This is a genomic window from Vibrio sp. SCSIO 43097, assembly GCF_023650755.1.
Taxonomy (GTDB): domain Bacteria; phylum Pseudomonadota; class Gammaproteobacteria; order Enterobacterales; family Vibrionaceae; genus Vibrio; species Vibrio alginolyticus.
The window spans coordinates 2,699,838-2,714,368 of the sequence record NZ_CP071840.1 but is presented as its reverse complement, the minus strand read 5'-3'; the positions used below and the strand labels follow the sequence as shown (position 1 = coordinate 2,714,368).

Annotated in this window: 13 protein-coding genes; 9 read left to right on the top strand and 4 right to left on the bottom strand. The window is 43.8% G+C overall.

Annotated elements, in window-relative coordinates:
* Window positions 1-156: 156 nt before the first annotated feature.
* A complete protein-coding gene (locus J4N40_RS13185) occupies window positions 157-465 on the top strand; it encodes a DUF3622 domain-containing protein (RefSeq protein ID WP_025998700.1) in 309 nt (102 codons plus the stop codon).
* Window positions 466-555: 90 nt separating this feature from the next.
* Here the strand turns inward: J4N40_RS13185 and J4N40_RS13180 are convergent, their stop codons facing one another.
* The 3 genes from J4N40_RS13180 to J4N40_RS13170 form a co-directional block, all read right to left on the bottom strand.
* Window positions 556-996 (bottom strand): hypothetical protein, encoded by a 441-nt coding sequence (locus tag J4N40_RS13180; RefSeq protein ID WP_005381599.1) that lies wholly within the window; start codon window positions 994-996, stop codon window positions 556-558.
* Window positions 997-1,114: 118 nt separating this feature from the next.
* A complete protein-coding gene (locus J4N40_RS13175) occupies window positions 1,115-3,301 on the bottom strand; it encodes a TonB-dependent receptor domain-containing protein (protein WP_017635690.1) in 2,187 nt (728 codons plus the stop codon).
* A gap of 263 nt (window positions 3,302-3,564) precedes the next feature.
* Complete coding sequence (locus J4N40_RS13170; protein WP_054576939.1) at window positions 3,565-4,632, bottom strand: succinylglutamate desuccinylase/aspartoacylase family protein; 1,068 nt, start codon at window positions 4,630-4,632, stop codon at window positions 3,565-3,567.
* Window positions 4,633-4,962: 330 nt separating this feature from the next.
* Between J4N40_RS13170 and J4N40_RS13165 the strand changes: the two genes are divergently transcribed.
* Entirely contained in the window at window positions 4,963-5,502 is a 540-nt protein-coding gene (locus tag J4N40_RS13165; protein WP_005381596.1) for a DUF3332 domain-containing protein, read from the top strand.
* Between the two features lie 64 nt (window positions 5,503-5,566).
* On the opposite strand, the gene J4N40_RS13160 is transcribed toward J4N40_RS13165, so the two are convergent.
* Entirely contained in the window at window positions 5,567-7,039 is a 1,473-nt protein-coding gene (locus tag J4N40_RS13160) for an aminoacyl-histidine dipeptidase (protein WP_005381594.1), read from the bottom strand.
* A gap of 453 nt (window positions 7,040-7,492) precedes the next feature.
* On the opposite strand from J4N40_RS13160, the gene vcdP reads away from it, so the two are divergent.
* The 7 genes from vcdP to J4N40_RS13130 all read left to right on the top strand — a co-directional run bounded on the left by vcdP (window position 7,493) and on the right by J4N40_RS13130 (window position 14,454).
* Window positions 7,493-7,579, top strand: coding sequence for a small protein VcdP (gene vcdP, locus J4N40_RS24660; RefSeq protein ID WP_017635687.1), 87 nt, complete (start codon window positions 7,493-7,495; stop codon window positions 7,577-7,579).
* Window positions 7,580-8,062: 483 nt separating this feature from the next.
* Complete coding sequence (locus tag J4N40_RS13155) at window positions 8,063-9,352, top strand: NCS2 family permease (protein WP_005381592.1); 1,290 nt, start codon at window positions 8,063-8,065, stop codon at window positions 9,350-9,352.
* Between the two features lie 264 nt (window positions 9,353-9,616).
* A complete protein-coding gene (gene gpt / locus J4N40_RS13150) occupies window positions 9,617-10,081 on the top strand; it encodes a xanthine phosphoribosyltransferase (protein WP_005381590.1) in 465 nt (154 codons plus the stop codon).
* 91 nt (window positions 10,082-10,172) lie between these two features.
* Complete coding sequence (gene frsA / locus J4N40_RS13145; protein WP_005381586.1) at window positions 10,173-11,420, top strand: esterase FrsA; 1,248 nt, start codon at window positions 10,173-10,175, stop codon at window positions 11,418-11,420.
* A gap of 115 nt (window positions 11,421-11,535) precedes the next feature.
* Window positions 11,536-11,925 (top strand): sigma factor-binding protein Crl, encoded by a 390-nt coding sequence (gene crl / locus J4N40_RS13140; RefSeq protein WP_005381584.1) that lies wholly within the window; start codon window positions 11,536-11,538, stop codon window positions 11,923-11,925.
* Window positions 11,926-12,046: 121 nt separating this feature from the next.
* Window positions 12,047-13,186 carry a glutamate 5-kinase gene (gene proB, locus J4N40_RS13135; protein ID WP_005381582.1) on the top strand — a complete coding sequence of 380 codons (1,140 nt, stop codon included), beginning with the start codon at window positions 12,047-12,049 and terminating at the stop codon, window positions 13,184-13,186.
* A gap of 17 nt (window positions 13,187-13,203) precedes the next feature.
* Window positions 13,204-14,454, top strand: a complete 1,251-nt coding sequence (locus J4N40_RS13130) for a glutamate-5-semialdehyde dehydrogenase (protein ID WP_250654279.1) — start codon at window positions 13,204-13,206, stop codon at window positions 14,452-14,454.
* Window positions 14,455-14,531 lie beyond the last annotated feature (77 nt).

Genomic DNA, 14,531 nt, shown 5'->3' with positions numbered 1-14,531 from the left:
CTATTATCTAGCGTAAAAAACTTGCAGCGTTTAGATTACTTTTATGCTCTAATACCGCGCTTACCAAGGGATGGTGTTAAACAGCTCAGCTTAGATGGAGTTATCAAGTTGACCGAATCCCTGATTGATCCCTAAATCCCTTAGGAAATGAAAGAAATGTCTAAGAATCCAAAATTTGCTATCCGCGTCACTGAAAAACGTAACGGCTGGAGCGCAGAAATCACTCGCCAAGTGACATCTCGTAAGACTGTAGTATCAAAGCGTGAAACAGGCTTTGACAGCGAAGAGAAAGCACAAGCTTGGGCTGAACAAGAACTGGCTGGATTTATCCAAAACCAAGTGGTTCGTAACGAGCGTAAAGCAGCGCAACGTCAAGAGCGCGAAGCAGAACAACTAGCGGCAAAAGTTCGTAAAGAAGAAGCCCGCAAAGCACGTGAAACCGAAGTAGACACTGACGAAGAATAAGTTTAAATCGGTGAGATGGTGACGTTACCCATCAAACAAATAGTGAAAATGCCCTGAGTTTTGTCTCAGGGCATTTTTTATTTATATCGGCTAAAAACAATCCGACGATACGGACAAGCTAAACGTGCCGTCTTCAGGGGCTGCAAATTGTTTATTGCCAGGAAGAAGGTGAGGGTTATTAGCATAAGTGCGATGTGTCGATTTGACCTTTGCAGAATGTCTTTCCGGTAAATCAAAGTGTTGTAAGCCGTCAGATAGATCGTTTGCTTCACCGTAGTCGAAATGTGTTGCGACGTCTTTGGGCTGCTTGGCGTAACGACAGTGATCCGGCTTACCATCTTCGTGCCAAGTTAAAGAGTTAGTTTTTGCATCTAGATTCAGGTTATTTGCTGTTGGCTGTGCGTAAAAATCTTCTGAAACTTGGTGCTTGCTTTGTTCTTGTAAGTAGTCTGCAATGTTCTCAGAAGCTTGCGCTAGGCTACCTACAGGGAAGAAGCAAATCAGAAGAAGCCGTGTTTTTAGATTGTTCATAATGTGTATGCAAGCAAAAGGAAATGATAATACTGATAAATAAAACGGCGTGCAATTATGGCCATTGGATACGATATAACAGGGCAGTTAATGTCTGCCCTGCATCTTTTAGGTATGGTTAGTATTGATAAGTGAGGTGCAGTTTGACTTCGCGACCAGGCGAAGGCACGCCATTAGATAGGTATGCTTCGTAGTAACGATCGGTTAAGTTTTTCACAACCGCGCCAACGCTCAAGCCTTCGACTTGTTGTATTTCCCAAACCACGTAAGCGTTTTGTAGCGTGTATTGCTCACTTGGCGATTTCACTTTTAAATTATTACCGCTTGCCTTGGTTTTGGTTTGCGCATCATACCAACGGACTTCCCAGCCCGTACGTAAACCAGGAATCCATTCGTAACCTAAACCCAGATTAATGTTTAATGGCGGTACATCAGGATGATCATCATCTGAACCTGTAGAGTCAGATAGGCTACCTTTGTTTTTGCCGCGAATGTAACTTGCTGAGAAATTACTGTAGAAATCTTCAATCCGGTATTGTGAAATTAGCTCAAAGCCATAGTTTTTAAAGCCATCTAGGTTTGTATTCCAGCTTTGTAACTCAGTAGTATTTTTGTCGAGGTTTTCGCCCGTTCGTATATCAACTGTGTCGCTAACATCGTTATAGAACATAGTTAACTCTGTTGCGAGGTTATCGCGAGAGTTCACCAGCCCTTCCGTTAAGTTGATAACGCTTGCTTGATAAGCATGGATACGAGACACGTCCAGATTCAAAGCAGTAGCCGTAGCGGTAGCTCGCGCATATTGCACTGAGTAGATGTTATCAACGGTTGGTGCTTTTAAAGCGTAGGCGTAGGAGGCGTTTAAACGCGTATTATTGCTCGCATCAAAGTCGATATCCAAACGTGGGCTAAAGCCTTTATGCGTCGTTTCACCGTAGTTATGTCCGGCAGCTGGATCATTATAATCCGGCGCTGCGTTCCCTTTTCCTTCACTCTTGATGTATTCGTAACGCAGAGAAGGTGTGATTGTTAGGCGGTCTGTTGCTTGATAGTGATCAGCAATGTAAGCGGCATAAATTGACTGCGTGCCAGATGGTTCGTAGTAAGGGGTGTACCAACCGTAGTTTTTCGCTTCATTACTGTCGTATGATGCGTTGAATACTAACGAGTCTCTATCGGTTTTTTGATATTGAAGCCCAGTGACTAGAGTGTGATCTCCGAATTGCGCTTGGTTAAACACATCAACGTAATCACGCTCGTAACTCAGCCATGACTCATGACCGTAACTGCCAACAGAAACGAACATTTTCTCGAATGCTACGTCAGGGCGAACCCAATGACGATCGTTTTCGGAACGTGCCATTTTGATATTGAAATCAATATACGGGTTAGTCGGCATGTAGTGGTAAGAGATGGTCGTGGTGTTGTCCGTGTATTTGTTATCGACGGTGTAAGCGTATTGGGCTTTTTCTAATGAGCCGTATTTCTTGATATTGTATTCGGTGATGTTAGGCATTTTTCCGCGGCGGTTAGCCCAAGGTTTACGACCTTCATCTTTGTAGCGAGTGTGGCTAATTTCAAACTCGTGATCGTTGTTTTCATAACCGACCTTTACGAGCATGTTTTCTTGCTCATAACCTGAGTAATCCAGCGTTTCACCACCTCCGACTTTAATGTCATCAGAATCTTTTACCGAGCCATTCGCTAGAAAATAAAAACCAGTATCGTTTTTACCATAGAGTGTTAGCGTGTAGGCGTTCTCATCGCCGTTGGTGTTGTATGCACTTGAGATGCGAGCACCAAAGTTTCTTTCGCCGTACAGGAGATCATCGACACTTTTGGTTTTAATGCGAATGGAGCCACCAAACTTCCCGTTGAGTGCTCGATAGTCGTGCGCGCCCTTGATAATTTCTGCTTCGCCAATTAAGAACGGATCAAAAAAGAAGGTACCGTAGCGGTATTGTTGAAAGCCAATTGGAGCGCCATCGACAAACACGGCGATATCGCTTGGATCATCAAAACCACGAATGTTAATACGTTCGCCACCAGAACGACCGCCACCATCTATTGATGCACCGGGAACGGCATCGATCATTGAGGCAAAATTAGAGTACTGTTGCTCTTCAATCTCTGACCAATTAATGGTGGTTTGCGCAGGCTCAGCAATGGTAATAGGTTTGGCATAACGAACGCCTATGACTTCAAGCTCTTCATTTGGCGCTGTCTCGGCATATGAATAAAGAGGGAAGAGCAAAGCCAGTGAAATGAGATTTACTTTGAGTGGATGACTTTTTAATCGTTTCATATTGATGATTTATAGTGTTTTTATGAAGCTCGGATTATAAGAACATTATTACGATTAATAAATGATAATGAGATTAATTATCAAATGTGTTTTTGCGACGGATTGTAAAGTTTTTTATCCATTCGTGGAAACTACGATAAGTATCGTTAGCGTACATAAAACAAAAAGCCCAGCATCATGGACGCTGAGCTTATTGGCTTTAAACAAGATAGTGCGAGCACTGTTGCTCCTTTTGAGCTAATCAGGCGCCTACTTGGTAGGAATTACTGAGTTTCTAACGGTATCTGTCCGGTGGTCAGCGGCTCGGCATCGAATTCAGTGAGGCCTTCAATATAGCTTTCGACTGCTTGCTCTAAAGCATTATCACCTTGGTTAAAATAGGCAAGGTGGAAAATTGCATCGCCTTCGTTCACCAATGGTAATGTTTGTTGACCGATAACTAAACCACGCTTCGGGGCTTTTAGTTCTATCTCATCATGACCAAGAGGAGAGCTAATATAAGCGAGCGTTTCACCCTGTTCTACTTTGTCTCCCAGATTAACGACAGTACGCAAAATGCCGTTACCTGACGCGCGAACCCAGCTGGTGGACTTCGCTATGATAGGCTCAGGCAGCTTTTTCCTGCTCGCTCGCAACATACCAATGGCTTGCATTACGCGCCGAACCCCGAACACACCAGCGCTGATCGAAAGTGGATCAAAGCGCAATGCTTCGCCAGCCTCGTAGGTGAGCACTGGAATATCACATTTTTCTGCTTCACTGCGTAAAGAGCCATCACGCAATGCTGAATCAACAATCACTGGCGTTGCAAATGCTTGAGCAATACGCAGAGTTTCTGGGTTGCTTAAGTTTGCGCGGATCTGTGGCAAGTTCGTGCGATGAATGGCCCCTGTGTGTAGATCCAAAATGTAGTCACAACGCTTGGCAATGTTGTTAAAGAACCCGTGTGCCATACGAGATGCAAGTGCGCCTTTTTCACTGCCAGGAAAGCAACGGTTGAGATCTCGTCGGTCGGGCAAGTAACGAGATTTATGGATGAAACCAAAAACGTTAACGATAGGTACTGCAATGACAGTGCCTTTCAGTTTTTGTGGATCCAGTTGGTTAATGATCTGACGAACGATTTCTACGCCATTAAGCTCATCACCATGGATAGCAGCATTCACCATTAAAACTGGTCCTTCTTGTTTCCCATGGATTATTTCCACAGGAATAGATAAAGGCGAATGTGTATATAGCTTCGCTGCTTCAAATTCGATCTCTAATCGTTGCCCTGGTTGTATTTGATGTCCTAAGAGCTCAAACACTTTGCTTTTTTTACTTCTGGCCATAAACCATCTCTGTCAAATGCGTCATCAGCAATGTAACAATTGCTGCAAAATCGCACTAATCATTCTCATTAAGGACACGACAAATTACTTTAATCGTCATGCGTGAAATTTTGGTATGTGTGAAGTTTTTGTTTTCAATATGATCTTTTCTATCAGTTTAATACATAACAAGACATAGAGAAGAGTGCGCAATAATAGCCTTAAAAAATGTGACTGTATTAAAAATAATACTGTTCATGGAGGACAAAAAAACGGACTTTTAACCCTACTTTTTATCCGATAATATCCGCGCCGAATTTGAGGTTTCACACTTTCTAACTAGAGGTTTTGATGAAAAAGGCAATTGCTAAAATTGGTGCATTGACTGCGGTAGCAGTTTCACTTTCAGGTTGCGTAGGTAGTAATGCCGTGACAGGTTATGTCATGGGGTTTAACTTGAAAGCTGTTGACAACCGTTACGCTCGAGGTGGCCTAAATATGCTTTTAGCGCCTGTTTATGGTGTCGCGATCGCAGCGGATTATATCGTGTTTAACTCTCTAGAATTTTGGACGGGTAAGAACCCGTTAAATGGTAAGCCACATATCTTCGATACAAAGGTAGATACTTACATTGATGTCAATCACCAGTTAGATAAGTCGTTAACGACGGCACCAATCGCACCATTAGCGGATAACCGTGTCATTGAGCAGGGGCGAATGCAGCAAATCGATGAGAACACTGTTCAAATGGATATTACTTACAGTAACGGTGAAAAGGCGACACTCATGGGTGTACGCGATGGTGAGTTTGTTACTTACTACATTGATGGTGAAGTTGCTGCACAAACCTCAATGGATGAATTAGCCGCTTACGCGCAAAACCGTGTGTAGTTGGGTTCAACTAAACCAAAAAAAGGGTGCCGTATGGCACCCTTTGTCATTTTTCGTGATTGAATTATGCTTTCTCTGGAATCGCTTCTAAAAGCGCGACCATCTGATCCCAGTACAACTGAACAGTATCAATCTTCACTTTCTCATCTGGAGAGTGAGGGAATTTTATTGTTGGACCGAAAGAAACCATATCCATGTGTGGGTATGGTTCTTTAAATAGGCCACACTCAAGACCAGCATGGATGACCATGATGTTCGGCTTATGACCGTAAATGCCTTCATACATATCACGGAAAATTGCCATGATCTCGGAATCTGCATCTGGCTTCCAGCCAGGGTAAGCGCCTGAGAACTGAATTTGTGCGCCTGCTAGCTCAGTAATCGAGCGCAGCATGCTTTCCACTTGGCTACGGCCAGAGTCAATGAGAGAACGAATCAAGCAAAGCACGGTGACTTTATTTTCTTCTGTGCTGATCACACCAACGTTTAGAGAAGTTTCAACAACGCCTTCCACCTCATCACTCATACGGATTACGCCGTTTGGACAAGCGTTAAGTGCCGCAATGAATCGTTGCTGATCGGCGATTGAAAATACTTGCGCGTCAGTCGTGATCGCTTCATTAAAGGTTACGATACCTGTTTCGATTTTACCCAATTCAGTTTTAAGCAGCTCAGTGTAGTGGTTGAACAGCTCAGCAAGTTTGTCTTGGTTTTCGACAGGAAGCGCGACAGTAACAAACGCTTCGCGAGGGATTGCATTACGTAAGCTACCACCACGGAATTCGACTAAACGTAAATCAAGCTCTTGAGCATGACCGGCAAGGAAACGACCAAGTAATTTGTTGGCATTACCGCGACCTGTGTGAATGTCACAACCTGAGTGACCACCTTTTAGGCCTTTCAGCGTCAGTTGGCGTGTTACAAAACCTGCAGGCGTTGATTCTCGAGAAATATCGAAAGTCATGGTGCCATCAACGCCACCTGCACAACCCATGTAGACTTCGCCTTCTTGCTCAGAGTCTGTATTTAGAAGAATCTCACCCTCTAACCAACCAGCTTCAAGGCCAAATGCGCCAGTCATGCCTGCTTCTTCATCAATCGTCAGCAGAACTTCGAGTGGACCGTGCTTAATATCTTTAGATGCCAATACAGCAAGGCAAGAAGCCATACCAATACCGTTATCTGCACCAAGCGTCGTGCCTTTCGCAGTTACCCATTCGCCATCGATGTAAGGTTGGATTGGATCTTTGGTGAAGTCGTGTTCAGTGTCTTCGTTTTTCTGCGGCACCATGTCGATGTGTGCTTGAAGTACAACAGCCTTCTTATTCTCCATTCCTGGTGTCGCGGGCTTTTTGATGAACACGTTACCGGTTGGATCACGGCGAACGTCAAAGCCTTGCTCTGTTGCCCAGTTGATAATGTACTGTGCTAATGCTTCTTCATGTTTCGATGGATGAGGGATAGAACAAATCTTATCGAAAAACTGCCAAAGTGGAGCAGGTGATAAGGTACTGATCTCAGAATGGAACTCAGACACGGAGGACTCCTTTTGATGTGCTTTGCCAAATATATACCGTAAAAATATTATCAAGGTAGCATTAAATGCTAGACGATTTGGCCTTCAAATTGCCGTTAGCATACCACCAGATAAGGAGTACGAGTAGTCGCGATCACAAGGATTTCTCTCAGAACTGTCACAGTTTGTGAATACAATAACAAGCACTATGTGTTCTCTATCATATATTCTGAAAGTGGCTTTATTTTTTAATTCATAAAGTTGTAATTTAATTACACATAAACTTTGATAAAGGTCAATTTGTGCATTTTTTGTGATTCCAATCACTAAAATGCTTGTAATTAAATTTCTTGGTGGTATATTTGTAACCAGCTTCTGAGAGAAGAATGAAATGCTCAAAGGATGAGTCCGTTTTATCGCCTCCAAGGAACCGAGAAATCAACGAATGTTTAATTGATTTAAAAGGTGATAGTTATGAAAGGTTTACCAAGTACAATGTTCTGGAATAGCAAGTCTGTTTACACCGGTAACTTTGTATACCCAACAAGCTTTGGCTACTAAGTGAAGTCAACGCATGTGACTCGAACAGTTTGTTCACCCCTATAAATTGGAATTTTTTTTCAGTGATAGTGCTGACATGATTCACCGCCACCCAAATTGGGTGGCGTTTTTTTATCTCTATTTTCTCTTCCTGACTCACTTATTGCCATCAAAGCCTTCTTCTATTCCCCATTCTTCGGTTTTATCGACTTTTCCATCAAATCTGTTAGATACCATGTTTAAAATGGGCCTTTTTCATCTGAAAGTTTAGTACATTGCTCAGTTTTTATTCTCTTTTAGAGAACTGTGTTATCTGGGTTACCTATTGTTTTATAAGAATATATTTCTTTGCTTGCTATGATAGATTAGAGAATGTGTTTCATATCCAAAGAAAAAAAACGCATTAGAGTGAAGATTCTATCTAGAATTTGCTATTTGATAACTTTATAATTCCCGCCAATCGATTACGCAACCGTTTACTTTTTACCTTTACAGGATTCGATCATGCTCGAGAGGCTTTTTAAACTCAGTGAAAATGGCACAAATGTGCGCACTGAGATCATTGCAGGTGTTACGACCTTCCTAACTATGGCTTACATTATTTTTGTAAACCCAGCGATCCTGTCGGATACCGGTATGGACCGTGGCGCCATTTTTGTCGCGACTTGTCTTGCTGCCGCAATCGGCTGTTTTATCATGGGATTTGTTGCCAATTACCCAATCGCACAGGCACCAGGAATGGGCCTGAACGCATTTTTTACTTACTCTGTTGTATTGGGAATGGGTTATACGTGGCAAGTTGCGTTGGCGGCTGTATTTGTTTCTGGCCTTCTGTTCATTCTTTTAAGCGTATTTAAGATCCGTGAGTGGATTATTAACTCGATCCCGCATTCTCTACGAACAGGTATTTCAGCTGGTATTGGTCTTTTCTTAGCGTTTATCGCATTAAAAAATGCAGGTATCGTCGTTGATAACCCAGCGACATTAGTTTCTATGGGAGAGATCACATCATTGCCATCTGTATTGGCCGCGATTGGCTTCTTTCTTACGATTGCACTGGTTCACCGTGGTGTGAAAGGTGCGGTGATGATCGCCATTCTTGGCGTTACAGCGCTTGGTCTTCTATTTGGTGATGTGCAGTGGGGCGGTATTATGTCAACGCCACCAAGCATTGCGCCAACTTTCATGCAACTGGATTTCTCTGGTTTGTTTGAAGTAGGCATGATTTCCGTCGTATTTGCTTTCCTATTTGTCGATTTATTTGACACCGCAGGTACGCTCGTTGGCGTTTCTCAAAAAGCTGGTCTAACTGACGAGAATGGCAACATCCCTCGTTTAAACAAAGCGTTACTTGCAGACTCAACAGCAACGTCAGTAGGTGCATTACTTGGTACCTCCAACACGACATCTTATATTGAAAGCGTTTCTGGTGTAGCTGCGGGTGGGCGTACTGGTCTAACAGCCGTGGTTGTTGGTGTACTCTTCCTACTTGCTCTATTGTTCTCACCACTTGCGGGTATGATCCCTGCTTATGCAACGTCAGGTGCGCTATTCTATGTGGCGATCTTGATGCTGTCTGGGCTAGTAAGCATTGATTGGCGTGACCTAACTGAAGCGTCCCCAGTTGTTGTGACTTGTTTAGTTATGCCGCTAACATTCTCGATTGCAGAAGGTATCACGTTAGGCTTTATCGCATACGCGGCGATCAAGTTATTCAGCGGTAAGGGCCGTGAAGTGTCGATGAGTGTATGGGTGATGTCAGCCATCTTCATCGTTAAATACCTCGTCGGTTAATTTCTCGAGCAAAAAGCCAGTGTGGATTTATTCACGCTGGCTTTTTCTTTTTTTACGTTGTTCACAGAAGACGGTTTTTCTGCGGAATAGGCAGAGAATTTTGATATCACCGTTGGTATTAGCGGTGTGTTTCGGTAGAATAATCGTTTGCGCAGCTTGAAATCCTCGTCTCCAAACATTTTGGAGAAGTTAGTGAGCATTCCGCTTTTGAGTGACTTCGCTAGATTTTGAGGATGCATATTTTCAAATTATTAGGTTATTACAATGAGTAAAAAATTCATTATCACTTGGGATGCAATGCAGACTTACTGCCGTGAACTGGCTGAAAAACAAATGCCAGCTGAGCAATGGAAAGGAATTTGGGCGGTAAGCCGCGGCGGTTTGGTTCCTGGCGCTATTTTGGCTCGTGAACTGGGTATTCGTTACGTTGATACAATCTGTATTTCAAGCTACGACCATGATCATCAGCGCGACATGACGGTACTAAAAGCACCTGAAGGTGATGGCGAAGGTTACCTAATCGTTGAAGACCTAGTAGACAGTGGTGATACAGCGCGCAAACTACGTGAGATGTATCCAAAAGCGAAAATGATCGCTGTGTGTGCGAAACCATCAGGCAAAGAGCTGCTGGATGATTACGTTGTAGATATTGCTCAAGACACTTGGATCGAGCAGCCTTGGGATATGTCAATCCAGTATGCTGAGCCAGTAAACCGCAAGCAAAAATAAGCGCGGTTAAAGAATATTGAGAAATGCCCCTTTATAGGGGCATTTTTTTTATTATGATATTAAATCATGCTAATAGCCTAGGGTTCTTCCTATGTCTGAAGACGTCAGTAAAAATCTTTCCGAAACTTTGTTCGTGAAACATAAGCAAGCAAAAGAAACCTCCGCGCTTACCCAGTACATGCCGACCAGTAAAAAAATACTTGATGAACGAGAAGCGCAAGGTGATCGTGCTTGGTATCGTCATTTGCGTCGCTTGCAATGGGCTTGGCAAGGATTGTCTCCGATCGAAATGGAAGGCGTACTGTCTAAAATTGCTTCATCTTCTCACTCGCGAACCAATGATGATTGGTTAGACACTGTAATGGGTTATCACAGTGGTAACTGGACATTTGAGTGGATCAAGCTTGGTATGGATCATCAGAAGCGAGCAAATGAAATGCAAGGAGAAGAGGCAGCGGATGAACTCTTCACTGCTTCTTTGTGTTTTAGTATTGCAGGCTACCCACATTTAAAAAATGACAATTTGGCATCGCAGGCTCAAGTACTGGCAAACAAAGCGTATTCTGACGGCGCAGAAAAAACTAAGTACACCATCAAGCAAATTGAAGTGCCTTACCAAAATCGCAAAATCATCGCGAACCTCCATTTACCAAGAACGGATAAACAGTTGCCTGTGGTCATGGTGAGCGCTGGTTTGGATACTCTACAAACCGACATGTGGCGTTTGTTCCGTAATCGTCTTGCACCGCGAGATATTGCGATGTTAACCGTAGACATGCCTTCGGTAGGGCATAGCTCTCATTGGCCCTTGACCGAGAATTCAAGTTGCCTACATCAAGCGGTATTGAATGAGCTTTACTCGCTACCTTGGGTTGATCATCACAAAGTGGGGTTAGTTGGGTTTCGTTTTGGTGGTAATGCCATGATCAGACTCTCTTTTGTCGAGCAGGAAAAGATCAAAGCTTGTGTCGCTCTAGGCGCACCCGTACATGATATTTTTACTTCCCCTCAGAAGTTACAAAAAATGCCGAAGATGTATTTAGATCTTTTGGCTTCCCGTTTGGGGAAAAATGCGGTTGATATTAATAGCATGGCTGGTCAGATGATGGCGTGGTCATTGAAGGTTCAGGGCTTCCTGAGCAGTCGAAAAACCAAAGTGCCTATTTTGGCTTTGAGTCTTGAAGGCGATCCAGTGTCGCCACACAGTGATAATCAACTTGTTGCTCTATTTAGCCAGTATGGTAGAGCAAAAAAAATCAGTTCCAAAACAATTACAAAAGGATATGAGCAATCCCTCGATTTAGCCATAAAGTGGCTAGAAGATGAATTATTAGGGTGACAATTCTCCTAAATTAGTTAAGAGTGATATATCTGAGCAAAAAATAAGCTCATGATAATTAAAAATAATAATCATTCTTGGGTGTTTACTTTTAACTATGAAAACGGAGATTCATATGTCAGAGACGACTCAGGGCCCGACTCACTTTCGCTTGATGTCAAAGTTGAAGGCGATAGGGCCTTACCTGCGCGAACCACAATCGCAAGAAGGGCGCTATTATTTTGATTGTTTATCTGTATGTGTAGACGACAAAAAATCGCCTGAGAAGCGTGAATTTTGGGGCTGGTGGATGGATTTGGAATCCATCGAGGGAGGCTTTACTGCTAAATATCATATTGGCAAGTACAACAAAGAAGGGCAATGGGTATCTGAAGCCCTTCCCAAAAAAGTGGTAGAGGAAGTGTATCTCACGCAGAGCACATTCCATCAAAAGCTGGTTGATACTTTAGAAGAACACTTCAAATTAGAAGTCGAATATCACACGGAGTCTTTCGATTTCGCTTAATTTGGTTGTTTTCATTTAATACCAAACAAAAAGGTGCGAAAACGCACCTTTTCTCTTGTTAATTCCCTATTTGATTGTTAAAACATCCTCTCTTTATTTGTTTTTCACTTCAGAAGACATCATGACAACGAATCAACAAAATGCAGTTGTTTCACAACCACAAACTGTCGTTGTGAAACTGGGTACAAGTGTGCTGACAGGCGGCACTCTGGCACTCGACCGTGCACACATGGTTGAGTTAGCACGCCAGTGTGCTGAGCTTAAAAAACAAGGCCATTCAATCGTAATGGTTTCGTCTGGTGCGATTGCAGCAGGCCGTGAGCATCTTGGTTACCCCGCATTGCCCAACGAGATGGCGAGTAAGCAGTTACTTGCCGCGGTGGGGCAGAGTCGCTTGATTCAAACATGGGAGTCTTTGTTTGGTATTTATAGTATCAAGATCGGCCAAATGCTACTAACCCGTGCCGATTTAGAAGATCGTGAGCGATTCCTTAACGCGCGTGACACTATTAATGCGCTCGTTGCGAACGATATTGTTCCTATCGTAAACGAAAATGATGCCGTTGCGACTAGCGAGATTAAAGTTGGCGATAACGACAACCTTTCCGCTTTGGTAGGCATTTTATGTGGTGCAGATAAGCTCTTGCTTTTAACGGACCAAAAAGGTCTGTTTACTGCTGACCCTCGTAGAGATCCGAACGCAGAGCTTATCAAGGAAGTAAAAACCATCGACGATACGCTGCGTAAAATCGCAGGTGGAAGCGGTACAACATTGGGTACTGGTGGTATGGCAACGAAGTTGCAAGCCGCAGACATCGCTCGCCGCGCAGGTATAGAGGTTATTATTGCTGCTGGTAGTGCGCCGAATGTTATCTTTGACTCTTTAAGTGCTGAACCTCAGGGCACGCGCTTCCTACCTTGCGCTGAAGCCTTAGAGAACCGTAAACGCTGGATTCTAGCGGGACCTGCGGCATCGGGCGACATCATTATTGATGATGGTGCAGTCAATGCTGTGGTCGGCAAGGGCAGTAGCCTACTTGCTAAAGGGGTCATCAAAGTTAGTGGTGACTTCGCACGAGGCGAAGTGGCGCGTGTAACAAACGCTCACGGTAAGTTGGTGGCTCGTGGCATCAGCGCCTACTCAAGTGATGACCTAACTAAAATTACGGGTAAGCACAGTAAAGATATCATCTCTATTTTGGGTCATGATTATGGCTCTGAGGTGATTCACCGCGATGATTTGGTCGTCATTCAGGAATAGAATTAGAGGGAAGCAAAGTGGATTTAACGAATATGGGTAAAGCTGCTAAAGGTGCAGCTTTCGAATTAGCGACAGCGTCAACTGCGCAAAAAAACCAAGCATTAGCCATCATTGCTGATGAGCTAGAAGCAAACTCTGCTGCTATTTTGGCGGCAAACGCTAAAGACATCGAACTTGGCCGTGAAGCGGGTTTAACCGATGCGCTGCTCGATCGCCTTTTGCTTAATGAAGAACGATTGACTGCAATTGCGAATGATGTTCGCAACGTCATTAGCTTGAACGATCCTGTAGGCAGCGAAATAGACAGTAAGGTACTGGAAAATGGGATGTCACTGTCTCGTCGTCGCGTGCCGCTTGGTGTCGTGGGCGTAATTTATGAAGCGCGTCCAAACGTAACCATTGATATCGCAGCGTTGTGCTTGAAAACCGGCAACGCAAGCATTTTACGTGGTGGCAAAGAGACCTTTTTCTCGAATATGGAATTAGTGAAGGTTATTCAGTCTGCGCTCGCAAAGGCGAACCTTCCAGCCGCTTCTGTGCAGTACATTGAAAAACCAGATCGTGAGCTTGTTTCTCAATTGCTTAAGTTGGACGATTACGTCGACATGATCATTCCACGCGGTGGTGCTGGCCTACACAAAATGTGTAAAGAAAACAGCACGATTCCGGTGATTATTGGTGGCTTTGGTATCAGCCATATCTTTGTCGACGAATCCGCTGATCTAGAGAAATCCCTGAATGTGGTTGAGAACTCTAAAGTTCAACGTCCATCTGCGTGTAACTCATTAGATACGCTGCTCGTGCATGAAAAAATTGCAGCGCAATTCCTACCAATGATCGTAGAGCGCATGAACGATAAAGTGACCTTCGTGACAGAGCCTAAGGCAAAAGCACTGATGCCTCAAGCAACACAAATTCGCGATGCTGTTGAAGGTGACTTTGATACGGAATGGTTGAGCTACACTCTTGGTGTAAAAGTTGTGTCTGATGTGAAAGATGCCATTGATCATATGCGTGTCCATAACGCGAGCCACTCAGATGCGATCATGACCAATAGCTTGGAAAACTCAGAGCTGTTCATCAATTCTGTCGGTTCGGCGGCGGTTTATGTGAATGCTTCAACGCGCTTTACAGACGGTGCGCAATTTGGCCTTGGCGCAGAAGTCGCAGTATCTACGCAAAAGCTACATGCACGCGGTCCGATGGGCTTAGAAGAGCTAACTAGCTACAAGTGGGTTGGTAAAGCGAACTACTTAGCACGCAGTTAACACATTCGACGAGATCTTGAGTGAAAAAGGGGCCTTTGCGCCCCTTTTTGTTTTGTCTAACATACCAATTCCGCTAC

Excerpts from the sequence above, each read along its gene's own strand:
- J4N40_RS13185 (WP_025998700.1), top strand. The coding sequence starts at position 157 with ATGTCTAAGAATCCAAAATTTGCTATCCGCGTCACTGAAAAACGTAAC.
- J4N40_RS13180 (WP_005381599.1), bottom strand. The coding sequence starts at position 996 with ATGAACAATCTAAAAACACGGCTTCTTCTGATTTGCTTCTTCCCTGTA.
- J4N40_RS13175 (WP_017635690.1), bottom strand. The coding sequence starts at position 3,301 with ATGAAACGATTAAAAAGTCATCCACTCAAAGTAAATCTCATTTCACTG.
- J4N40_RS13170 (WP_054576939.1), bottom strand. The coding sequence starts at position 4,632 with ATGGCCAGAAGTAAAAAAAGCAAAGTGTTTGAGCTCTTAGGACATCAA.
- J4N40_RS13165 (WP_005381596.1), top strand. The coding sequence starts at position 4,963 with ATGAAAAAGGCAATTGCTAAAATTGGTGCATTGACTGCGGTAGCAGTT.
- vcdP (WP_017635687.1), top strand. The coding sequence starts at position 7,493 with ATGAAAGGTTTACCAAGTACAATGTTCTGGAATAGCAAGTCTGTTTAC.
- J4N40_RS13155 (WP_005381592.1), top strand. The coding sequence starts at position 8,063 with ATGCTCGAGAGGCTTTTTAAACTCAGTGAAAATGGCACAAATGTGCGC.
- gpt (WP_005381590.1), top strand. The coding sequence starts at position 9,617 with ATGAGTAAAAAATTCATTATCACTTGGGATGCAATGCAGACTTACTGC.
- frsA (WP_005381586.1), top strand. The coding sequence starts at position 10,173 with ATGTCTGAAGACGTCAGTAAAAATCTTTCCGAAACTTTGTTCGTGAAA.
- crl (WP_005381584.1), top strand. The coding sequence starts at position 11,536 with ATGTCAGAGACGACTCAGGGCCCGACTCACTTTCGCTTGATGTCAAAG.
- proB (WP_005381582.1), top strand. The coding sequence starts at position 12,047 with ATGACAACGAATCAACAAAATGCAGTTGTTTCACAACCACAAACTGTC.